This window comes from Bifidobacterium mizhiense (assembly GCF_020884755.1).
Classification (GTDB): Bacteria; Actinomycetota; Actinomycetes; order Actinomycetales; family Bifidobacteriaceae; genus Bombiscardovia; species Bombiscardovia mizhiensis.
Genome location: NZ_BPWE01000002.1, coordinates 16,416 through 39,130, shown reverse-complemented (window position 1 = coordinate 39,130; position 22,715 = coordinate 16,416). Strand labels below are relative to the sequence as shown.

Annotated in this window: 9 protein-coding genes and 1 pseudogene; all 10 read right to left on the bottom strand. The window is 60.0% G+C overall.

Features of this window, described 5'->3' with window-relative positions; all coding sequences use genetic code 11:
• Positions 1 to 126 precede the first annotated feature (126 nt).
• Complete coding sequence (locus LPC22_RS03770) at positions 127 to 3,570, bottom strand: RCC1 domain-containing protein (RefSeq protein ID WP_229132396.1); 3,444 nt, start codon at positions 3,568 to 3,570, stop codon at positions 127 to 129.
• Positions 3,571 to 3,944: 374 nt separating this feature from the next.
• Complete coding sequence (locus tag LPC22_RS03765; RefSeq protein ID WP_505661125.1) at positions 3,945 to 7,646, bottom strand: RCC1 domain-containing protein; 3,702 nt, start codon at positions 7,644 to 7,646, stop codon at positions 3,945 to 3,947.
• A gap of 247 nt (positions 7,647 to 7,893) precedes the next feature.
• A complete protein-coding gene (locus tag LPC22_RS03760) occupies positions 7,894 to 11,643 on the bottom strand; it encodes an RCC1 domain-containing protein (protein ID WP_284143461.1) in 3,750 nt (1,249 codons plus the stop codon).
• The gene (locus LPC22_RS03755; RefSeq protein WP_229132389.1) at positions 11,567 to 11,770 is read right to left on the bottom strand and encodes a hypothetical protein; all 204 of its coding nucleotides are present in this window, start codon (positions 11,768 to 11,770) and stop codon (positions 11,567 to 11,569) included. Before LPC22_RS03755 ends, LPC22_RS03760 begins: the two co-directional genes overlap by 77 nt.
• Positions 11,771 to 12,067: 297 nt before the next feature.
• Positions 12,068 to 15,848 (bottom strand): annotated as a pseudogene (locus LPC22_RS03750) (RCC1 domain-containing protein).
• A gap of 346 nt (positions 15,849 to 16,194) precedes the next feature.
• Entirely contained in the window at positions 16,195 to 19,626 is a 3,432-nt protein-coding gene (locus tag LPC22_RS03740) for an RCC1 domain-containing protein (RefSeq protein WP_229132376.1), read from the bottom strand.
• 178 nt (positions 19,627 to 19,804) lie between these two features.
• Entirely contained in the window at positions 19,805 to 20,008 is a 204-nt protein-coding gene (locus LPC22_RS03735; protein WP_229132373.1) for a hypothetical protein, read from the bottom strand.
• A 242-nt stretch (positions 20,009 to 20,250) separates the two neighbouring features.
• Complete coding sequence (locus tag LPC22_RS03730) at positions 20,251 to 20,916, bottom strand: TetR/AcrR family transcriptional regulator (protein WP_229132372.1); 666 nt, start codon at positions 20,914 to 20,916, stop codon at positions 20,251 to 20,253.
• A 6-nt stretch (positions 20,917 to 20,922) separates the two neighbouring features.
• Positions 20,923 to 21,690 carry an ABC transporter permease gene (locus tag LPC22_RS03725; protein WP_229132370.1) on the bottom strand — a complete coding sequence of 256 codons (768 nt, stop codon included), beginning with the start codon at positions 21,688 to 21,690 and terminating at the stop codon, positions 20,923 to 20,925.
• A 5-nt stretch (positions 21,691 to 21,695) separates the two neighbouring features.
• Positions 21,696 to 22,667: an ABC transporter ATP-binding protein gene (locus LPC22_RS03720; RefSeq protein ID WP_229132366.1), complete on the bottom strand. Its 972-nt coding sequence runs from the start codon at positions 22,665 to 22,667 to the stop codon at positions 21,696 to 21,698.
• Positions 22,668 to 22,715 lie beyond the last annotated feature (48 nt).

Genomic DNA, 22,715 nt, shown 5'->3' with positions numbered 1-22,715 from the left:
GCCGATGCCGTTCTGGCGGAAGTATATGGGTGGCCCCTTTGTGTTGGGGGAGTTGGGGCCACCCTTGTGGTCCGGGAGTGTGTTGGGGATAGTGATAACCCGGACCTGCTTACACGAGGGAAGTCTTTATTGTTGTCGGCTGTGGGTTTCCAGCCTGTGGTGTCTGGCTGCTGCGGCGCATGCGAAGGCGATCAGTCCTGCGATGAGCAGGGGAAGCAGGCCGCCTCCGCCGGCCCTGGGCAGTACGCTGATGGAGTTGTACCGATACGTGTTGCTGGTGTCTGGGGTCTGGGCTGCTCCGTTCAGTCTCCATTCGATGGTGACGGTTGACGTGCCGGGCATGTGTGCCGGCGTGGTCACCGTCCAGGTGCCGTCGGAGTTCCTGGTCAGGTCGGAGGCTTCCACGTCGTCGAATTGGACATGCGTGGGGATGCCAGGCCTGGGGAAGGTGTCCTTGGCCGGGCTGGCGGCCTGGGTATCGGTGGTGTCGCGGCCGAGCTGGCCCTTGGCGTTGTCTCCCCAGCTGTAAAGGTTGCCGTCGGATCCCAGGGCCAGGCAGTACGATGCTCCTGCGCTGGCCTGGGTGAAGGTGATCCCTGCCGGCGTATCCACCTTCTTGGGCCTGTCTGACGAGGTTTTGGCGCTGCCGCCCCAGGTGTAGAGACTACCGTCGGAACCCAAGGCAATGGAATGCGCACCTCCGGCGCTGGCTTGGGTGAAGGTGATGCCAGCCGGGGTTTCAACCTTGCCGGGCTTGTCTGCGGGGGTGTTGCTGGTGTCGCGGCCGAGTTGTCCATTGGCGGTGTTGCCCCAGGTGTAGATGCTGCCGTCGTCGCTTACGGCCAAGGAGTAGCTTTCGCCTGCGCTGGCTTGGGTGAAGGTGATGCCTGCTGGGGTGTCGGCTTTGCCGGGCTTGTCTGCGGGGGTGCTGGTGGTGCTGCGACCGAGTTCGCCGTGGGTGTTGTCGCCCCAGGTGTAGACGTCGCCGTGCGTGTCCACGGCTACCGTGTGGCCCTGGCCTGCACTGATACTGGTGAAGGTGACATCTGCTGGGGTGTCGGCTTTGCCGGGTTTGTCTGCGGGGGTGCTGCTGGTGACGACACGGCCCAGCCGGCCAGCGCCGTTGTCTCCCCAAGTGTAGATGTTGCCATCCGAGCTTAGGGCTACGACATGAGATCCGCCTGCGCTTGCCTGGACGAAGGTGATGCCTGCCGGGGCCTCAACCTTGTGGGGCCTGTTGGCTGGGTTGTTGCTGGTGACGGTACGGCCCAGCTGGCCTCGGCTGTTGTCGCCCCAGCTGTAGAGGCTGCCATCCGAGGCCAGGGCCACGGAAAATCCGTAGCCTGCGCTGACATGGACGAAGTTGACGCCTGCAGGAGCCTCCGCCTTGCTTGGATGACTGTCCTGCTTTTCGGTGGTGTCACGGCCCAGCTGACCGTGGGCGTTGTCTCCCCAGGTGTAGAGGCTTCCATCGGAACCTACGGCTGCGGAATGGAGATCTCCTCCGTCAGCCTGGCTGATGCGGATGCCGCGTGCTGGCGGTGGAGTCAGCGTGACGGTCTGGCCGCCTGACTCGGGCCCGTTGTCCTTGTCGAGCTTCCACCTGTTGCTTTCAGCACTGCTCCAGTGGGCGGTCAGAGTCACCTTGTCGGTGACCGGCCTGCTGAAGTCATAGGCTGTGTCGCCGATGAACCAGCCGTCGAACAGGTGTTTATCCCAGGTAGGATCCTTGGCGGGGCGTTTCACTCGGTTTCCCTCAGTGACGATTTGGAAACCGAACCCAGTGCCACCGTCGGGGTCGAAAACGATGAGATAATTGCCTAGGTACCTGTAGGACAAGTGTGCGTCTGGACGCTCGCCGTTCATCCTCCAGGTGATGACTGTATCTACTCTGCCATGGTCATGTGGGGGCGTGGTGACGCTCCAGGTGCCGTCCGAGTTGGGGTCGAGGTTGGTTCCGGGTGTACCGCTGAAACTCACGTCAACGGGCTTGGGATCCTCGGGGAATGCGACCATGCCGGGGCTGCTGTCGTACTTGCCGCTGGTGGGGCGTCCCAGTTCGCCATACTTGTTTTGTCCCCAGCTGTACAGGTTACCGTCGGAGCCGATGGCCAGGGAGTGGGAATAGCCGGCGCTGACCTCGGTGAATTGTGCGACACCTGCTGGTGTAGGCACTTTGCCCGGCTTGACGTCGTATTTGGCTGACCCGGTGTCGCGGCCCAGCTGTTTGCAATCGTTTAGTCCCCAGCTGTAGAGGTTGCCATCCGAACCCAAAGCCAGGGAATGCCTGTGTTCTGCGCTGACCTTGGTGAACTTCGTGACGCCTGCCGGCATGGTCACCTTGCGCGGTGTGCGGTCTTGTCTCGCCGGGGCGGTGTTGCGTCCTAGCTGGCCATATTCGTTCCATCCCCAGCTGTAGAGACTGCCGTCTGAGCTGGTGGCCAGGGATGTCCACTCTCCAGCCTTGATCCAAGTGAATTTTTTGACGCCTGCCGGCATGGTCATCTTGCGCGGTGAACGGTCACGGAAGGGATATCCGCCGGCGTAGCGTCCCAGCTCGTCATAAGTGTTGTCGCCCCAGCTGTAAAGGTCACCGTCCGAGTCCAGAGCCATGGAGTAGAAGGTTCCTGCGCTGATTTGAGTGATTTTTGTGATGCCTTTCGGCAAGTTCACCTTGCCTGGCTTGACGTCGTATATGGCAGAACCCGTGTCACGTCCAAGTTCGCCGTACTTGTTTTCTCCCCAGCTGTAGAGGTTGCCGTCCGATCCCAGTGCAAGGGAATGCCATTTTCCTGCACATGCTTGGGTGAAGTGGACGCCGGCCGGTGGAGTGACCAGCTTCGGCTGATTGTCTATCTGGGGGTTGTCTTTTGGTGTTGTGCTGACAGTTTCGCGTCCCAGTTCTCCGTCGGCATTGTTCCCCCAGCTGTAGAGATTGCCGTCTGAACCGATGGCCAGGAAATGGGTGTAGCCTGTGCTGACCTGGGTGAAGTGGACGCCGGTCGGCGGGTTGACCAGGCTTGGCGTGCGCTTTTCGTCTTCAGGAGTCCCCAATTTGTAGTTGTTGTCTCCCCACCTGTAGAGGTTGCCGTCCGAGGCTATGGCCTGGGAGCCTTCTTCTTTTGCTGGGACGATGTGGCTGAAGCGTATGTCTGGTGTGGTGGGCGGGGTCAGGGTGATCCTGGTGTATTCTGTGGCTTTCCCTGAGGTGGGGGAGAGGCTCCAGGCGCTGGTGCCCTTGGTCCAGTGGGCGGTCAGGGTGAGGTCTGTGGTGACGGGCTGGGTGAAGTCGTAGGCGACCTTGGAGTCGCCCTTGGCGTCTTTGGTGAACCAGCCGTCGAACAGGTAGCCGTCCTTGGTCGGGTCTTGCGCGGGTCGATTGGCCTGGGTGCCTTCGGCAATGGTTTGTGAGTCGACACTGCTGCCGTTGTCGCTGTCGAAGACGACCTGGTATGAAGTTGAACCTGGCTGTGCTCGGACGGTGGTTGTGCTGACGGATGCGTCTGTTTGCTGGGCCGGGCTGATAGGTTTCGCTATGGCGTCGGCTGCAGTGAGGCCGCCGATGATCATGCTGGCTGGAAGAATGATGATAACCTTCAAAAGGTCTACAACAATGGCTGACCGGGAAGACGCGTCCGGATGGCACATGATCGCTACAAACCCCTTTCCCAAGGTAAGGTGGTCCGATGATGAAAACCCCAAGTTTTTTCATCGGCTGCATGCCGGGCACGTTCCCGGTTGCTAGAAAGAACGCTAGCATGCAGGTTCGGGTCTGAAGGGGAGCAACACTCGGATAAAACGAGTAAAAAATATTATGTCAAGTTGGGAAGCAGATATTTTCCTCTAGGCGCAGAGGTAAAAATGAAAATGGGTGGCTCCCTGATGTTGGGGGGTGCGGAGCCACCCATTATGGCTGGGCCGTTCTTGGGATGCGGCCAAGCCGTTTACTCGAGCGAAGTGAATTCATGCCTGTGGCGTCCGGCTGCCAGGGCGCCGGCGGCGGCAAGCAGGCCTGAGGCGAGCAGAAGGAGTGCCCCCGTGTTGCCTGTGAGGGGGAGGATGCCTTTAAAGGTGTAGCTGAGGTGGGTCGGGGTCTGGTTGGCGCTGCCCAGGGACCAGTCCACGATCACGTCAGACAGTCCCGGATTGTGGGCTGGCGTGGTCAGGGTGACCGACCCGTCCGCGTTCTGCTGCAGGCTGTTGGCGGGTGTCTGGTCGAACCTGACGCCGGTAATCAGCGGCGGCGGATATAGCGCCACCAGCGTCGGCGTAATGATCTTCGTATCGCTGTTGCTGCCGGTGCCGAGTTGCCCACGGTAGTTGTATCCCCAGCTGTAGCTCTTGCCGTCCTGACCGATGGCCATGGAACAAGCCGATCCTGCGCTGATCCGCGCGACCGTGAACCCCTTGCCTGCGTTGCCCTGGCCTGCGGGGGGTGACACTTGTGAGGGGACGAGCAGCTCGGAGGTGCCCTGGTTGCTGCCCAGCTGATCAAAGGTGTTTTCTCCCCATCCCCAGGCTGTGCCGCTCTGGTCGATAGCCAGCGAATATGTGGCTCCGGCGATGATTTGGGCGGCCTGAAATCCCTGGCTGGCATCGGCAGGGTTTTTTACCTGCGTGGGTGTGGACCGGTCGGTCAGCGTGCCATCGCCGATCTGGCCATCCGCGTTCATTCCCCATGCCCAGGCTGTGCCGTCCTGACCGATGGCCAGTGCGTGGACTTCACCGCTGCTGATCATCCTGGCCTTAAAGGTCTTGCTGGCGTTCTTGGGATCGGGCACGGGGGCCGGGTCGGCAGCATATGCGGTGCTGTATTTTCCTGTGCTTTGGCCGTTGCCGAGCTGTCCGTGGTTGTTGTATCCCCAGGTGTATACGTTGCCGTCGGCGTCCAAGGCCATGAGGAAGCTGTATCTTGCGCTTACCTGGACCGCCTTCAGCCCCTTGTCGGAGCCGCTGGGATCCTTGGCCAGGGCCGGCGTCAGTTTGGGCGCGCTATAGGTGTCCTGGTCCTTGGTTTCGCTGCCCCAGACGTAGACGCGCCCATTCAGGTCGATTGCTGCCGAGTCGGTGAATCCGGCGGTCACCTGGGTGGCCTTGAAGGGTTGTCCGTCTGGGCCCTTGACGGGCTGTGGCTTGGAGTGGTCTTGCGTGCTGCCGTCGCCAAGCTGGCCATATTGATTTTGTCCCCAGCTGTAGACGGTCTGGTCGGAGCCGATGGCCAGCACGTGGGTTCCGCCTGCGGCGACCTGCGTGTAGGTGAACCCGGTAGCTGCGCCGTCAGGCAGGGGGACCTTGGTCGGCGCGTACTGTGTGGCCGTCGTACTCGGATCCTGGCCCAGCTGCCCGTAGTCGTTGCCGCCCCAGGCGTAGGCATTCCCATCGCTGGTCACCCCTATAGAAAAACCGGCAAAATTATCGCTGGCGCTTATCTGGTTGAAGCGGATGCCCCGGCTGGTTTTGGGCGGGGTGATGGTCACCTGCTGGCCGCCTTGGGCATCGCCATTATTCGGGCTGATTGCCCAGCTGCCGATGTCTACAGGGCTCCAATGGGCGACCAGGGTGATGCTGCTGGTGACGGGCTGGCTGAAGTCATAAGCCACCTTGGATTCGCCTTTTGAGTCCTTGAGGAACCAGCCGTCGAACAGGAAGCCGTCTTTGGTTGGGTCTGCGATCGGGCGTGTGGCCTGCCTGCCTTCGGTGACGGACTGGGGTCCGGGCATGCCCGAGGGTGCTGTAGGGGAGTCACTGTCGGAAGAGAAAGTGACATGGTAGGCGTTCATGTATCGGTAGGTCAGGTGGGTGTCGGGCTGCTGGCCGTTCATGCCCCAGATGATGGTGACATCGGTCTTGCCTGCTGCATGCTGGGGCGTGGTGACGCTCCAGGTGCCGTTTGACTCGGCGATGAGGTTGGTGCCGGGCGTCCCGCCGAAGCTGACGCTGACGGGTCTGGGATCCTCGGGGAATGTGACTGTGCCGGGGTCGGCGTCAGAATGACCAGTGGTCGTGCGTCCCAACTGGCTTCGGCTGTTGTCTCCCCAGCTGTAGAGGTTGCCGTCCGAGCCTAGGATCAGGGAGGAGGTATTTTCTGCGTTGATCTGGATGCAGCTGATGCCTGCCGGCAGGGATACTTTGCCCGGTGTGGCATTTCTCAAGCTGTTGGCGTCGCGTCCCAGCTGGCCGAATTTGTTGCTTCCCCAGCTGTAGAGGTTGCCGTCCGAGCCTACGGCCAGGGTGTGTTGGTTTCCTGCGCCGAACTGGGTGAATCTCGTGACGCCTGTGGGCAGTGTCACTTTGCCTGGATCGATGTTTTGTGTTGGCGTGTCGGTATCTCGTCCCATCTGGCCGTAGCTGTTGTAACCCCAGCTGTAGAGGTTGCCGTCTGAGCCCATGGCCAGAGAACACCATCCCTGTGCGGCAATCGCGGTGTATTTCGTAACGCCTTTCGGCAGGATCACTTTGTTCGGCAGGGTTCCTGGCTGTTCGCTGTTGGTGTTGCGTCCGAGTTCGCCCTGAGTGTTGTCTCCCCAGCTGTAAATGTTGCCGTCCGAGCCCAGAGCCAGGGAATAGAAGGTTCCCCCGCTGATCTGGGTGCAGGTGATGCCTGTCGGCATTGACACTCTGCCTGGCGTGGCGTCGTAGGTCGATGATCCCGTGTCGCGTCCCAACTGGCCTCGGCTGTTGTCTCCCCAGCTGTAGAGGTTGCCGTCCGAGCCGATGGCCAGGGATTGCGAGTATCCGGCGGTGAACTGGGTGAAGTGGACGCCGGTCGGCGGGGTGACCAGGCCCGGTCTGTCAGCTGGCGTGATGGTGGTGCTGCGTCCCAGCTGCCCGTTGTCGTTTAGTCCCCAGCTGTAGAGGTTGCCGTCCGAGCCCATGGCCAGGGAAAGGCTCATTCCTGCGCTGGTCTGGGTGAAGTGGACGCCGGTCGGCGGGGTGACCAGGCCTGGGGTGCCTTCTGGCGCCTTGCTCGGTGCGGTGGCTGGTATCTTATTGGTGTCGCGTCCCAGACTTGCTTTGTTTTGTCCCCAGCTGTAGAGGTTGCCGTCCGAGCCTATCGCCAAGGTATGCCATAGACCCGAGCTGATGTGGCTGAATCGTACGCCGGGTTTGGCGGGTGGGACCAAGGTGATTTTGTCGCCTCCGGCGGCTGACCCGGAGGTGGGGGAGAGGCTCCAGGCACTGGTTCCCTTGGTCCAGTGGGCGGTCAGGGCGAGGTCTGCAGTGACGGGTTGGGTGAAGTCGTAGGCAAGATTGCCGGTGAACCAGCCGTCGAACAGGTAGCCGTCCCGGGTCGGGTCCTTGGCGGGCCGGCTGGCCAGTGCGCCGTCATCGACGTTTTGAGGGTCGATGCTGCTGCCGTCGGCGCTGTCGAAGGTGACGGTGTGCCTTGTTGAGCGTGCCTGGGGGCGGCTGTCAGGTGTTTGATCGTGTTCGGGTATGGTGTTCAGTGGCGAGGGTGTTGGTGTCAATGGGGACTGGGGTGTCGTCGGCGTGGCCTGCAGCGTTGGCTGGCTTGTGTCGGTGTTGGTGTTGGTGTCAGTGTCGGCTGTGGCGAGGCTGCCCATGATCAGACTTGCGATCAGGATGATGGCAAGCAGAAGGCTCACGGCAATGCATGGCTGGGTAGAAGCATCCCTATGGTGCATGATGGCTGCGAACCCCTTTCCCCAAACAGGTGGCTCGATGATGAAAATCCCCAAGTCGCTTCACGAGACGTGTGCCGGGGACCATCCCGACAGCTGTATTGCAGTCTATCACGCGCGGACGGGCAAGAGTGGGAGCAACACCAGGGCGAATAAGAAGGGTGGCTCCGCTGTGTTGGGGACTGCGGGGCCACCCTGTTTGGCCGGACTGTCTTGGGGTACAGCCTGGCTGCTTACTCGTGTGAAGTCTTCAGGCTTGCAGTCTGCGGGTCTCCCGCCGGTGGCGTCCGGCGGCTGCGGCACCAGCTGCGGCGAGCAGTCCTGCGGCCAGCAGGATTATGGTCCCGGCGCTGCCGGCGTTGGGCAGCATGCCTTCGTAGGTGTAGGTCAGATGTGTCTGGGGCTGGCTGGTTCCGCCCAGGGTCCAATCCACGATTACATCAGCCTGCCCTGGATTGTGGGCGGGCGTGGCCAGGGAAACAGAGCCGTCAGAGTTCTGTTGCAGGGTGTCTACGGCCGTCTGGTCAAATCTGACACCGGTGATCATCAGCACCGGGTTGAATGCCACCAGAGTCGGCGTGCGGCTCTGCGTCATGCTTTGCTCGGATCCAAGCTGGCTGTAGCGGTTGTCGCCCCAGGCGTAGGCCTTGCCGTCCTGGCCGATCGCTACGGAATGGCTCCATCCCGCGCTGATCCGCACGGACGCGAATCCGGTGTCGGCGCTGCTCTGACCTTTCGGAGGTGAGACGGGCCGAGGTGTGGTCCGTTTGCTGGTGGTGCCGTCGCCCAGCTGGCCGTTGGCATTGTTGCCCCATCCCCAGGCTGTGCCATCCTGGCTAATGGCCAAGGAATTCCATGTGCTTGCGCTGACCTGCTGGGCTTTGACATTGGGCACCTGCTTGGGCAACGACTGATAGTCGGTACTGAAGCCGAGCTGGCCGTTGTTGTCCATTCCCCATGACCAGACCGTGCCGTCCTGGCCTATGGCCAAGGCGTGCCACGCGCCTGCGCTGATCCTGGTGGCGTGCAGTCCTTTGCTGGTGTCCGTGGGATCGAGCACCAGCGTGGGGATGGAGGAGTAAGCGGTCCAAGTGCTGTGGGTTGATGACCCGTTGCCGAACTGCCCCCAGTTGTTGTATCCCCATGCGTATATGTCGCCATCCGCGTTCAAGGCCATGATGAAGCTCCAGTTGGCGCTGACTTGGACTGCATGCAAAACCTGGTCGTTGCTACTCGGGTCGGCGACCACAGTGGGCTTCGGTTTGGCATCGGAGTTTACGGTGTTGACATTGTCGCCCAGGGTCGTAGTTTCGCTTCCCCAGCTGTAGACCTTGCCCGCAGTATCGATGGCGACCGAGTCGCAGGCTCCGGCGCTGACCTGGGTGGCCTGGAATGGCTGGCCCGTGCTGGGATTGATGACGGCTACCGGCTTGGCGTGGATGTTTGTGTCCGTGCTGCCGTTGCCTAGCTGGCCGAAATCGTTATGCCCCCAGCTGTAGAGGATGCCGTCGGAGCCGATGGCTAGGGTGTGCGCGCCCCCTGCCGAAATCTGCGTGTAGGTGAAGTCTTTCTTCACGCCCTCCGGCTTGAAAATCTCGATTGGTTTGTCCTGCTGTTTATTGTCGCCGGTGCCTAGTTGTCCGTACCTGTTGTTGCCCCAAGCGTAGGCGTTACCGTCGCTGGCCACGCCTACTGAGAAGCCGCGCATCTCCCTGTTTTGGGAGCCGCCGGCGCTGATCTGGTTGAAGCGGATGCCCCGGCTGGTCTTGGGTGGCGTGATGGTTACCTGCTGGCCGCCCATCAAGCTGCCCTTGATCGGGTTGATCGACCATTTGCCGTTGTCGGTGGGGCTCCAGTGGGCGACCAGCGTGATGTCCGCGGTGACCGGCTGGCTGAAGTCATAGGCGACCTTGGAATCGCCATCGGCATCCTTGATGAACCAACCATCAAACAGGCAGCTGTCCGCCTTCGGATCGGGGTACGGGCGCATGGTCTGCTCTCCCTCAGTGACGGACTGGTTTTGGGGCATGTCGGAAGATGCCGGGCAGGAGTTGTCTTCGTTGCTGAAGGAGACGGTGTATTTTGGTCCGTCGTACCGATAGGTCAAATGCACATCCGGCTGTGACGCCCCATTTATGGTCCATTGAACAGTCACGTCCGCCTTCCCCTTTGCATGTGGCGGGGCAGTGGCGCTCCAGGTGTCCTCATTCGTGTTCTTCGACAGATCTGTAATGGTTGTTTCGTCGAACTTCATGCCAGTGAGGTTGGGTGTGCCGAGTGCCGACACCACTCCGCGCTCTTCGTCGTTGACGGCCCCGTGTCCTAGTTCACCGTAATAGTTGAAGCCCCAGGTATACAGGTTGCCGTCTGAGCCGAGCCCCATGGTGTAGCCATTGTTTATGCTGGCCTGCTTCCAGGTGAAGTCATCCTGATTGCTGTCAGGCTTGGACACAATTCCCGGGCCGTTTACTGGTGTAGCTTGCCCAAGCTCGCCGTCACCGTCGGTTCCCCAGCTGTAGAGGTTGCCGTCTGAGCCGACCCCTATGGAGTGGTAGTCAGTCGTCATGCAGTCAATGTAATTGACGTTTGCGGGTTTATAGACAGCTGCTGGACGGTTGGCGACTTTGAGGCTCAGATCGCGTCCCAGCATAATTTCTTGCTCATCCGATCCCCAGGTGTAAATGTTCCCATCTGAGCCAAGGGCCATGGAATTGTAATGGGCTGATCCTGTCTGGAGCCACGTGAAGTCGCTGGGAACACCTGCAGGTTTGTCGATTTTGCCGGGAGTAGGATTGTTCGTCGCATCGGTGGTGTCGCGGCCCAGTTGATCAAAGTCGTTGTTTCCCCAGCTGTAGAGGTTGCCGTCTGAACCGATTGCCACTGTATCGTAGAACCCTCCGCTTGCCTCAATCCAAGTGAAATTGGATGAAGCGTTTGCAGGTTTGTCGACTTTGGTTGGTTCTTTGACTTCCTGAGTTCCCCCATCATGACCCAGTTGCCCATACTCGTTCCATCCCCAGCTGTAGAGATTTCCAAGGGAATCAAATGCCATAGCGTGGTTTGCTGCTGCCTTGATGCGGGTGAATTTGATGGTTTCCTGCTTGTCTACAGGCCTCGGCGTCCGATCACCGCCGAAGATATTGAAAACCCCGTCCCGCCCAAGCTGACGGAATTCGTTGGAACCCCAACTATAGAGAATGCCATCCGAACCGAGAGCCAGGGCAAAAGTGTCTCCTGCGCTGACCTGAACCCAGGTGAAGTCCGATGATACGTTTGCGGGTTTGTCAACTTTACCTGGTGTGGGATTTGGATCGTATAGGCTACTGCTGGCTATACGTCCCAGCTGGCCTTCCTGGTTGAATCCCCAGCTGTACAGGTTGCCGTCTGATCCCAAGGCCACGGCAAAATTATCTCCGGCGCTGAATTGACTGAACCGAATATTAGGTATGACGGGTGGGGTAAGAGTGACCTTGGTGTTGCCGCTCGCTGGTCCATGGGCGGGATCAATGCTCCAGGTACTGGAGCCTTTTGTCCAGTGAGCTGTCAGGGTGATGTCGCTGGTGACCGGCTGACTGAAATCGTAGGCCACGGGCGTATCACCTATGAGCCATCCGACGAATATATAGCCGATTCTTGAGGGATTGGCAGGTCGGCTTACACGGTTTCCATCCGTGATTTTTTGTTCTGTGCTGGTTTGCTGTTCAGGGTCGTTGAAGGTGACGGTATGTTGAGCGGATGAGCGTGGTTGTGATCGGCCGTTTACATGTTCATCGGCAGCGATTCTTTTATTAGGCTCTGGGATGGTGGGTGACGGCAGCCGCGTTGTGTTGAGCGGGGAGGATGTAGCTAGGGGTGATGGTGTAGATAGGGGTGTGGTTGGAGTTGGAAGCGTTGCCTTGCTGGAGGAAATGCCGGAATTTTGCTTAGCTACGCGAGGGGTCTGACGACCCCCCCCCCCCGGTGCCTCCTGTTGTGGCAGGCGCGCTCGCGCCGGACGCAACAGGCTCGCTGGCCTCAGTGCTGGCATCGGCGCTGGTGCCGGCAAGCAGGCCTAGAGGCAGGATGACGGCCAGCAGTGTGCTGATGGCCATAGCCGGTCCGATAGACGTGTGCTGATGCTGACGCATGATAAGCATGATCCCCTTCCCCAGGAACTGCGGCTACATGCCCGGAACTCCCCAGTCCGGATCCCCCGCCGCATGCCGGGCACATTCCCGGCCTCATCTGCAACAACTTTATCACCCTGGTGGACATGCCTAGGCGCAGGCGCCTGAGAACTGTTTGTTCTAACTGGCTTATCGATTCTTCTGGGCGGACGGGTGCTAAAGAGAATGGGTGGCTCCGCTGTGTTGGGGACTGCGGGGCCACCCTGTTTAACCTGGCCATCTTGGGGTATGGTCCGGTTGCTTACTCGTGTGAAGTCTTCAGGCTTGCAGGCTGCGTGCCTCCCGCCGATGGCGTCCGGCGGCTGCGGCACCAGCTGCTGCCAGCATTCCGACGGCCAGCAGGATCATGATCCCGCTGCTGCCGGCGTGGGGCAGGATGCCTTCGTAGGTGTAGGTCAGGTGTGTTTGAGTCTGGGCGATCCCGCCCAGGGTCCAATCCACGATGACATCAGCCTGTCCCGGGTTATGGGCGGGCGTGACCAGGGAAACAGAGCCGTCAGAGTTCTGTTGCAGAGTACCAACTGCTGTCTGGTCGAAGCTGACACCGGTGATCAGCAGGACCGGGTTGAAGGACACCAGAGCCGGAGTACTGCTCTGCGTCAGGCTTTGCTCGACGCCAAGCTGGTTGTACTGGTTGTCACCCCAGGCGTAGGCGTTGCCATCCTGACCGATGGCCAGGGAGTGGTTTCGTCCTGCATTGGCACGTGCGGCTGTGAGCCCGCCGTCGGCCTTGCCTTGGCCCGCGGGCGACGATACGCGCGTGGGCGTGGGCTGGTCGCTGGTGGTGCCGTTGCCGAGTTGGCCGTCGGTGTTCCATCCCCAGGCCCAGGCTGCGTCGTTCTGGTTGACGGCCAGGGAGTGGTGCACGCCGGCGCTGATCCATGCGGCCTGGAATGCTTGGCTGGAGTTCGTAGGATCCCGGATCTGCTTGGGGGAGGGCTGGCTGGTTGTCGTACCGTCGCCTAGCTGCCCGTGGTCGTTGTATCCCCATGCCCAGGCTGTGCCGTCCTGGCTGATGGCCAGGGCGTGGTTGGCGCCTGCGCTGATCTGCGCGGCTTTGAAGGCCTTGCTGGTGTCTCCGGGGTCGGGTACGGGTGCCGGGTCGGCGGCGTATGTGGTGCTGTATTCTCCTGTGGCCGCTCCGTTGCCGAGTTGCCCGTAGTTGTCGTATCCCCAGGTGTAGAGGCTGCCGTCCGTGTCCTTGGCCATGATGAAGCTCCAGCCGAGGCTGACCTGGGCCGCGTGCAGTCCCAGGCCGGAGCCCTTGGGATCCTTGGCTAGGGCTGGCGCCAGTTTGGACGTGCTGTATGCGGTGTAATTGTTGTTTTCGCTGCCCCAAGTGTAGACGCGCCCCTGCGGGTCGATGGCGGCCGAGTCGTAGGCACCGGCGCTCACCTGGACGGCTTTGAAGGGCTGACCGTCCGGGCCTTTGACGGGCTGCGGCTTGGAATGGTCGCTGGTGGTGCCGTCGCCCAGCTGCCCGTGGTCGTTGGCCCCCCAGCTGTAGACGATGCCGTCGCTGCCAACAGCCAGCACGTGGTAGCCGCCAGCTGCAACCTGCGTGTAGGTAAAGCCGGCGGCCACGCCGTCGGGCAGGGGAACCTTGACCGGCGTTTTCTGCGTGGTGTTGTTGGCGGTGCCTTGGCCAAGCTGGCCGTGCTGGTTGCTGCCCCAGGCGTAGGCGTTCCCGTCGCTGGCCACGCCCAGAGAGAAGCCGCGGAAGTCCCCCGCATGGTAGCCGCCGGCGCTGACCTGGTTGAAGCGGATGCCTCGGCTTATCTTGGGCGGCGTAATGGTCACCTGCTGTCCGCCCATCGAGCTGCCCTTGATCGGGTTGATCGACCAACCGCCGGTGTTGGCAGGGCTCCAGTGGGCGACCAGCGTGATGTCTGCGGTGACCGGCTGGCTGAAATCATAAGCCACATTGGAACCGCCTTTGGCATCCTTGAGGAACCAGCCATCAAAGCGATGGTCATTCCAGATCGGATCGGCTGGTCGTTTAACCCGGTAGCCGTCGTTGACGGTTTCGCTATTTGCCGCACTGCCATTGGCTGGGTCGAAGGTTACGGTGCGCGGTGTTCCTATGTAGGTGTAACCCAAATATACTGTCTGGTCTGGCTGCGGGGCACTCAGCCTCCATGTCACGGTGATGGGAACCCAGCCTTCCGCATGCTGCGGCGTAGCGAAGGTCCAAGTGCCGTCGATATTGAATGTCGCTTCCGTAATGGCTGTTTCATCGAAGGTGACGCTGGTAAGTATAGGCGATGCGGGGAATGTCAATTGACCAGGTGAATAGGCATCGTTGCCGATTGTCCCCCTGCCGATTTGGCCGCCATTGTTGAGTCCCCAGGTGTAGAGGTTGCCGTCCGATCCGATGGCCAGACAATGGAAGTTTCCCACAACGGCCTGAGAGGCGGTGATGTTCGTTGGCATAGCGACTTTGCCGGGTTGCATGACTGAGCCGGAAGCGGTACGTCCCAGTTCGCCGGCATCGTTGAATCCCCAGGTGTAGAGGTTGCCGTCCGCGTCCATGGCCATGCTGAACCAGTATCCGCCATAGGCTTTGACGATTTGTGTGCCTTCAGGTATACCCACAAGGCCTGGCTTGCTTCTAGGTATGCTGTCGGTGTCCCGTCCCAGCTGCTTGCAGTCGTTGTTTCCCCAGCTGTACATCTCGCCTTTCTGGTCAATGGCCATGGAGTGGAACATGCCTGCAACGGCTTGAGTGAAAGTGACGCCTGCAGGCGTTTCCACTTGATCTGGCTGGCTGGTTGAAGAACTCCCGATGTCTCGTCCCAGCTGGTCGTAGTCGTTGCTTCCCCAGCTGTACAGCTTGCCGTCCGAGCCCATGGCCAGAGTATGGTTCATTCCTGCGCTGGCTTGTGTCCAGGTGAAGCCAGGCTTGGCATCTAAAGGTTTTCCGGCCACTCCCACGGGAACATTGTTGTCGGCATCGGTTGGACGTCCTAGTTCGCCATATTCGTTGTCCCCCCAGCTGTACAGGTTGCCGTCTGAGCCGAAAGCCATGGAGAATCCGTTTCCTGCGATAGCCTGGGTAAATTTGACTCCTGCCGGCGCTTTCACCTGGCCTGGCTGATCGGTTGAGGCCCCTCCGGTGTCGCGTCCCAGCTGGCCATCCTGATTGTCTCCCCAGCTGTAGAGGTTGCCGTCTTTATCAATGGCCAAGCAGTAGGCGCCCGCCGCACTGACTGAAACAAAAGTATGATGAGCGTTGCCAGGTATAGTCACTATCCCTGGCCGGTTATCGGCCAGTATGGCGAGTTTTCGACCCAGCTGTCCATTTCTGTTGTAACCCCATGTGTACAGGTTGCCGTCGGAGCCAAGGGCCAGAGAGTGGTTCTTTCCTGCACTGACTTGGCTGAATCGTATGCCTCTTGTGGCAGGTGGCGCAAGCGTCACATTGGTGTTGCCGGAGGTGGGGCCACTATTCGGGTTAATGCTCCAGTCGCCTGATCCCTTTGTCCAGTGAGCTTTGAGAGTCAGATTGTTGGTGACGGGCTGGCTGAAGTCGTAGGCGATGGGCGTATCGCCATTGAACCAGCCGTCAAAAAGGTAGCCGTTCTTGGTGGGATCGTCGGGCCGTTTTGCCTGTTTCCCATCTGTGACGCTTTGCTGTATATCAGCGCCCTGCAGGTTTGTGAAGGTGACGGTGTATTGGGTGGATGAGCGAGCCAGCTTCTGGCTGTCAGGACTTTTATGCTTTTCGGTTCCGTCGGGTTCGACGTGCGTGGGGTTCAGGGGAGAGGGTGTGGATAAGGGAGATGCTGGTGTTGCCAGCGATGTTGCCTTGCTGGAGGAAATACCGGAATTTTGCTTAGCTACGCGAGGGGTCTGACGACCCCCCCCCCCCGGTGCCTCCTGTTGTGGCAGGCGCGCTTGCGCCGGCCACAACAGGCTCGCTGGCGGTCGTGTCGGCCGCAGCGAGGCCACCAACGATCAGACTTGCCGGCAGGATGACGGCGAGCAGAAGGCTGACGGCCATGACCGGACGACTGTGCGTGTTCGTATGCTGACGCATGGTAAACATGATCCCCTTCCCCAGGACCTGCGGCTACATGCCCGGAACTCCCCAGTCCGGATCCCCCGCCGCGCGCCGGGCACAATCCCGGCCTCATCTGCAATAATTTTATCACCCTGGTGGACATGACTATCCACTCTTCGCCAAGGTCAGTGATGTGTGCCAGGAAATCGATCCTGCTTTGTCTAAGGAATGTTTATTCTGTTCGACTTATCGATCCTCCTGGGAGAGCCGTTGCAAGAGAGAATGGGTGGCTCCGCTGTATTGGGGGAGTGCGGGGCCACCCTGTTTAGCCGGGCTGTCTTGGGATGCGGCCTGGCTGCTTACTCGTGCGAAGTCTTCAGGCTTACAGACTGCGGGCCTCCCGCCGATGGCGTCCGGCGGCTGCGGCGCCGGCGGCGGCGAGCAGTCCTGCGGCCAGCAGGATTATGGCCCCGCTGCTGCCGGCATGGGGCAGCATGCCTTCGTAGGTGTAGGCCAAGTGCGCTTTGGTCTGGACTATCCCGCCCAAGGTCCAATCCACGATCACATCGGCCCGTCCCGGATTGTGGGCAGGAGTGGCCAGGGTGACGGAGTCGTCGGCGTTCTGCCGCAGGGTGCCGATCACTGTCTGGTCGAACCTGATCCCGGTGATGTTCAGGGGGGTGGGGTCGAACATGGTCTGTATGGGTTTGGGGCTGTTGCCTGTTGTGGGGATGCTGGTGTTGCCGAGCTGGTTGTAGTCGTTCTTGCCCCAGGCGTAGGCGTTGCCGTCCTGGCCGATAGCCAGGGAGTGGTTGTGAGATGCGCTGATGCAGACGGCCTTGAATCCCTGGCCTGCCTTGTTCGGACCGGTAACTTTTATCGGGGTTGCCTGTTGGTCGCTGGTGCTGCCACTTCCGGTCTGCCCATAGTAGTTCCAGCCCCATCCCCAGGCGTTGCCGTCCTGGTCGATGGCCAGGGAATGCCATGTGCCGGCGCTGATCTGGGTGGCTTTGATGGTCTTGCCGGTGTTGGCGGGGTCGTTCGTGGGCCTTGTGTAGTTGGTGTCGTTGATCCTGCCCCAGGTGTAAAGGCTGCCGTCCTCTTTTCCGATGGCGAGGGCGTGCCTGGTGCCTACGCTGATCTGGGTGGCTTTGAAGGTCTTGCCGGCATCCTTGGGGTCCTGGACCGGCTTCGGGTCGTTGGCATAATCCTTGTTGTGCTCCCCTGCGGCTGTTCCGTTGCCGAGCTGGCCGTTGGTGTTGTATCCCCAGGCGTATACGTTGCCGTCCTCGTCCAGGGCCAGGATGAAGCTCCATTTGACGCTGACCTGAACTGCATGTAACCCTTGGCTGGAGCCGTTGGGATCTTTGGCCAGGGTCGGTGTTGATCTGACTGTGCCATAGTCGGAGTAGCTGGTGTGCTCGCATCCCCAGGTGTAGACGCGGCCCTGGTCGTCGATGGCGGCTGAATCGTAGGCACCGGCGCTAATTTGCACGGCTTTGAAGGACTTGTCTGTATAGGGGTTGTTGACGGGCTGTGGCTTGTATCGGTCTGTGGTGCTGTCGTCGCCTAGCTGCCCGTGATCGTTACGGCCCCAGCTGTAGAGGATTCCGTTGGAGCCTATGGCCAGAGTGTGGGCGCCGCCTGCTGCGATCTTCATGTAGGTGAAGTCGGAACCCACGCCATCGGGCAAAGGAACCTTAGTAGGGGTGTTCTGCACAGTCGTCTTGGCTGGGTCTTGACCCAGTTGTCCATACTGGTTGCTGCCCCAAGCGTAGGCGTTCCCGTCGCTGGCCACACCCTCGGAGAAGCCGAGGATATTGGCCTGCTCGCCACCGGCGCTGAGCTGATTGAAGCGGATGCCACGGCTGTGATCAGGAGGGGTTATCGTCGTCTGCTGGCCGCCAAGCACGTTGCCTTGGCTAGGGTTGATCGACCAGTGCGTGTCAACTGGAGACCAGTGCGCGACCAGACTGATGCCGCCGGTGACGGGCTGGCTGAAGTCATAAGCCACATTGGAATCGCCTTTGGTGTCTTTGATGAACCAGCCGTCGAACATGCAGCCGTCTGATTTTGGATCGGGATAGGGGCGCTTAGCTTGTTCGCCTTCAACGACCGATTGGTTTCCGGGCATGCCTGAGGGTGCCGGGCAGGAGCCGTTCTTGGAAGTGAACCCGACGCTGTATTTGGGGCCGATATACGTGTAGAGCAGGTGTGCGTCAGGCTGCTGGCCGTTCATACTCCAGGAGATGGTAACATCTACTTGGCCTTTGCGATGTGACGGAGTAGAGACGCTCCATGTACCGTCTGAATTTCTGGACCGGTTGGTACCGGATATCCCATCAAACTTAATATCGGAGATTTCTGGCTGTTCAGGGAAAGGAATCTTGCTGGCCCATATGCTGTTTTTGGCTGATCCAGTGTCGCGTCCCAGCTGGCCGCTGCTGTTATCTCCCCAGCTGTACAGGTTGCCGTCCGAGTCCAGGGCCAGTACGTGTTGGTTTCCCGTTCTGACCTGGGTATAGGTGACTCCAGAGGGTGTGGATACTTTGGTAGGGTCAGCAATAGTGCTATAGTCATTTGGGTCTTTTGCCAGCTGGCCCTTGCTGTTGTCTCCCCAGCCATACAACTTGCCATCAGATCCGATCGCGAGTGAGTATTCCGATCCTGCACTGATCTGTTTCCAAGCGAAGTCTTTTGCCGTGCCAGATGGATGAGCAATATTACAGTAGTCGTGGGCATTGCAACCTACCGAGCTGTATAGCTGGCCATTTGCGACAAGGCCCAGTGAATGCATGTATCCTGCCGAAACCTGCTTCCAAGTATTTCCAGAAGGACCGAATTTTGTTATTTGGGTCGGTGTACTGGCTCCGGTACCGAGGCCGGGCATTGTTTGTTGTTGACTCCATCCGGGCAAGTCCAATCCATTCCACCCCCAGCCGTACAGTTTTCCGCTCGTGTCAATGGCTAAAACGTGTTGGAAGCCTGCGCTTACTTGGGTGAAGTGAACTCCTGAAGGCATAGTGACCGGGCTGGGTTTGCTGGACGGTTCACTGCCGGGTTTATTGCCGGAAGGGCGTCCCAGTTCGCCGTTGTAGGCGTCGCCCCAACTGTATAGCTTGCCATCAGAGCCGAAGGCCAGAGCAAAGTCAGCTCCAGCAATGACCTTGGTCCAAGTGAAACTTGAATCAGCCTTTGTCGGTTTGTCGACTGGTTTGGGAGTAGGGTCACTCTTCATGGTGTTGGAATCATCCTTGTCTGTTATGCGCCCTAGCTGGCCGTATCCGTTGCTTCCCCAGCTGTAGAGGTTGCCGTCGGTGCCAATGGCCAAGGAATAACCTCCTCCAGCCACCGCTTGAACCCAGGTAAAGCCGGAGGATGCTCCCTTGGGCCTTGTGACCAGATTTGGCTTGCCGCTTGGTGTTTCATTGGTAACAGCGCGCCCTAGCTGCCCGCCGCTGCTGCTTCCCCAGCTGTAGAGGTTGCCGTCTGATGCAAGGGCGAGGGAATGAGCCCCTCCTGCACTGATTTGAGTGAAGTGGATGCTGTTTGCTGCCGGCGGGGTGATGGTGATTTTGGTGCTTCCGGCTGTTGGCCCATTATCAGGGTTAATGGACCATGTGCTTGATCCTCTGGTCCATTGGGAAAGCTGCTTGGTCCAATGCGCATTAAGGATGATGCTGCTGGTGACTGGCTGGTTGAAATCGTAGGCAAGGTGTGCGCCGTCTTTGAACCAGCCTTCGAAAACGTAGCCGTTCCTGGTCGGATCAGCGGGTCGCTCCGCCAGTTCACCAGCTTTGACGTTTTGCCTCATGCTGGTGTGCTGGTCGGGGTCGTTGAAGGTAACGGTGTACTGCGAGTCCAGTGTCTGATCGGTTTTCGTGGATTCTGTCGGCGTGGGGTTTAGGGAAGATGGTGTGGATAAGGGGGATTGCGGTGTACTGGGCGCTGATGTTGGAGTCGCGCTACTGGGGAAAGTGCCGGAATTTTGCTTAGCTACGCGAGGGGTCTGACGACCCCCCCCCCCCGGTGCCTTCTAGTGTCGCCGGCGCGCTGGCGTCGGCGACACTAGACCCGTTGGTGGCCGTGTCTGCTGCGGCGAATCCACAGATAGCCAGGCTGGCTGGCAGGATAACGGCCAACAGTAGGCTGACAGCCCTTATTGGACGGCTTGGCATGTTCGTATGCTGACGCATGATAAAGCAAAATCCCCTTCCCCAAAGACTGACTCACCGGCCCCTACCGGTAGAGATACCCTTGGATGCTTCCTGACATAGCGCATATCCCCATCCCTCTGTGCGAGGGTGCGAGTAGGAAGCCTTGCGTCTTTCAACTATACTACCTGCTGATAAGGTTCTCTCAGGTGGAATGTCGGGGAAGCACTCCTAGGCAGGATTAATGGTGCGGTGGTCTTGCTGAACTGGTCGGCAGTCCCGGGTCAGGCAGGCCAACCGGCGATCAGGGCGTGCAGGCCCTTGCGGTAGCTGGTCTCCATAAGGGCACTAATGCCGTCGTCCGTAGAAGCAACGAGCATCTTCAGGTCATCGAATCCTTGGGTGTCTTCAGCCAGTCTTTTGGCCAGATCAGTATTGGTCTGGCCACCCGCACCGCCGACCGGGGGAGAGGCCTGGGCGATGGCACTGCCCAGGGTCAGTCCGGCAAGGCTGTTGAGCAGGTGGATGGTGTCGGAATCGACCTTGAGCCCATGGGCGGTCAGCTGGTTCAACCAGGTGCTGACCATGTGGAAGGACTGGTCGGTGTTGATGGGATGCGTGGCCATGAGCGGGAGCGCCCGGGGATGCGAAAGCAGCGTCCGGTGAACCTGGAGCATGACATCTTCAAGCGCTTGCCGCCATCCCATGCCCTGTGGTATGGAGTCCAGGTCGGTGGCTGACTGCCAGATAAGCTCGACGATCCCATCAAGCAGGGCGGCCTTGCTGGGTACATGACGGTAGATGGCTGGTCCTGACACCCCCATCTGCTTGCCCAAGGCGCGGATGTTCAGGGCCTCCAGTCCGTGCTTATCGACGAAATAGAGGGCGGAACGCAGAACGTAGTCTCGGTTCAGCGTCGTCTTGACGGGTGCCTTGGGTGGGTCAGCCATGCTTTCTCACTCCTTCCGCTGTACTCCTCTCTTGAATAGTACCGTTGCCAGGAGAGCCAGGGCGAGCAGGAAGGCCAGCAGGATACGCAGATCAGGCCATACATCCGCCATTCCGGCATGGTCGAAATTGATTTTTCCTACGGCATCCATGGCCCAGTAGACGGGACTGCCCTTGGCCAGCTTCTGTGCCCAGTCCGGGAATCCGGAGACAGGGCTGAGGGCTCCGCCCATGCCAGCCAGGAGCATGCCGAGGATATTGTTGAAGGACATGGCCATGTTCTGGGAGGACGAGAAGATGTAGAGCAACAGGCCGAAGAGGGTCAGTACAATCGAAATGAGCAGGCAGACCGCGGCCAGGGCCAGGACTGATCCATTGGGCCGATAGTGGTAGAGCGCCGTCCCGATCAGCATGACCAGAGCGACCTGGACCACCTGCACCATGGAAGACACGCTCAGCTTGGCCATGACCAGGTCGAGGAGGGAGACCGCTGACACCCGCATCCTGTCCCAGGTGTGCCATTCGTGCTCCTGGAAGAACAGTTGGAGGACCAGCTGCAGGGAGAACATGGCGAAAAGGATGGCGAACCCCGGAAGCGCCTGCTCGGATCCATTGGCGCCCAGATGCCCCTGGGCCCGCAGGGAGTCCCGGTAGGAGGGCAGCATGAAGGGAATGATGATCAGGGGAATGGCCACGATGACCGCCTGCAGCCAGATGCTTCGCAGCTCGATTTTGAAATTGAGGCGGAATGCTGCCAGGTAACCGTTAAACCGCATGGCGCTCACCTGTCTTCCCATGCTCGTGACCCGGCAGGATCGCTTGAGGATGTGCCCATGACGGTCATGTAGGCCGATTCGATGTCCGGCTGGACGATGGTAATCGACGACAGACGGGCCTTTTTCATGACCGGCTCCTGCAAAAGGCGGGCCAGCTCCTGCTCCGGACTGGACACTGGGTGGTCGGGCTCCAGGAACCCCTCGATCATCTGCCATCCGGGGATCTGGCCTGGGGTCTGACCGACGAAGGAGATACGCAGGGATGCCCGGGCATATTTGTGGAGCACCTCCTGCAGAGAACCATGGACCTGGATCCGCCCGTCGATCAGAAAGGCCAGGTCCGCGCCCATTGCTTCCAGCTCCTTCAGGTAGTGGGTGGTGTAGATGATGGTGGTGCCCTGCCGGCTCATGGCCTTGACCATGTCCAGTATTCTGGCGCGCGCCTCCACGTCCGCTCCGACTGTCGGCTCGTCCAGGAAGAGCACCGGGGGATTGTGGACCATGGCCATAGCAGTGTGAAGGCGTCGTTTCTGCCCTCCTGAGAGATTTTCGGCTGATGTTCCTGACTGGGACCCCAATCCCATGAGCTCTATCAGTTCGTCGGCCCTTCTGCTGCCCTGCTTGGTATTCAGCCCTTGCAGGCCGGCCATGCCACGCAGGTTGTCTCGGACGCTGAGGTGGGGATAGATGCCCAGGTCTTGGGGTGCGAGTCCGATGACCCGGCCGAAGATGCGCGAGGGGGTCCGATAGGGGTTGTGCCCCTCTACTGAGATGTGGCCTGAGTCTGGCGCACCCAGCCCTGTCAAGGCCGAGATCAGGGTTGACTTGCCTGCCCCGTTCCTGCCCAGCAGGCCCAGGATGCTGCCGCGCCTGACTTCAAGATCCACACCCTTGAGCACCTGCCTGCTTCCGAATGATTTGCGCACCTGGCGACAAGACAGGGCATATTCCCCCGAATCGTTTTTTGCGGGTTGCAAGATACACCTCCTGATGATTGTTGGTAGTTAACAATGTAAACTATAATA

Bases quoted from the DNA above. Each gene is read 5' to 3' on its own strand.
- LPC22_RS03765 (WP_505661125.1), bottom strand. From the start codon at position 7,646: ATGCACCATAGGGATGCTTCTACCCAGCCATGCATTGCCGTGAGCCTT.
- LPC22_RS03755 (WP_229132389.1), bottom strand. From the start codon at position 11,770: ATGCGTCAGCATCAGCACACGTCTATCGGACCGGCTATGGCCATCAGC.
- LPC22_RS03740 (WP_229132376.1), bottom strand. From the start codon at position 19,626: ATGAGGCAAAACGTCAAAGCTGGTGAACTGGCGGAGCGACCCGCTGAT.
- LPC22_RS03735 (WP_229132373.1), bottom strand. From the start codon at position 20,008: ATGCGTCAGCATACGAACATGCCAAGCCGTCCAATAAGGGCTGTCAGC.
- LPC22_RS03770 (WP_229132396.1), bottom strand. From the start codon at position 3,570: ATGATCATCGGCGGCCTCACTGCAGCCGACGCCATAGCGAAACCTATC.
- LPC22_RS03725 (WP_229132370.1), bottom strand. From the start codon at position 21,690: ATGCGGTTTAACGGTTACCTGGCAGCATTCCGCCTCAATTTCAAAATC.
- LPC22_RS03730 (WP_229132372.1), bottom strand. From the start codon at position 20,916: ATGGCTGACCCACCCAAGGCACCCGTCAAGACGACGCTGAACCGAGAC.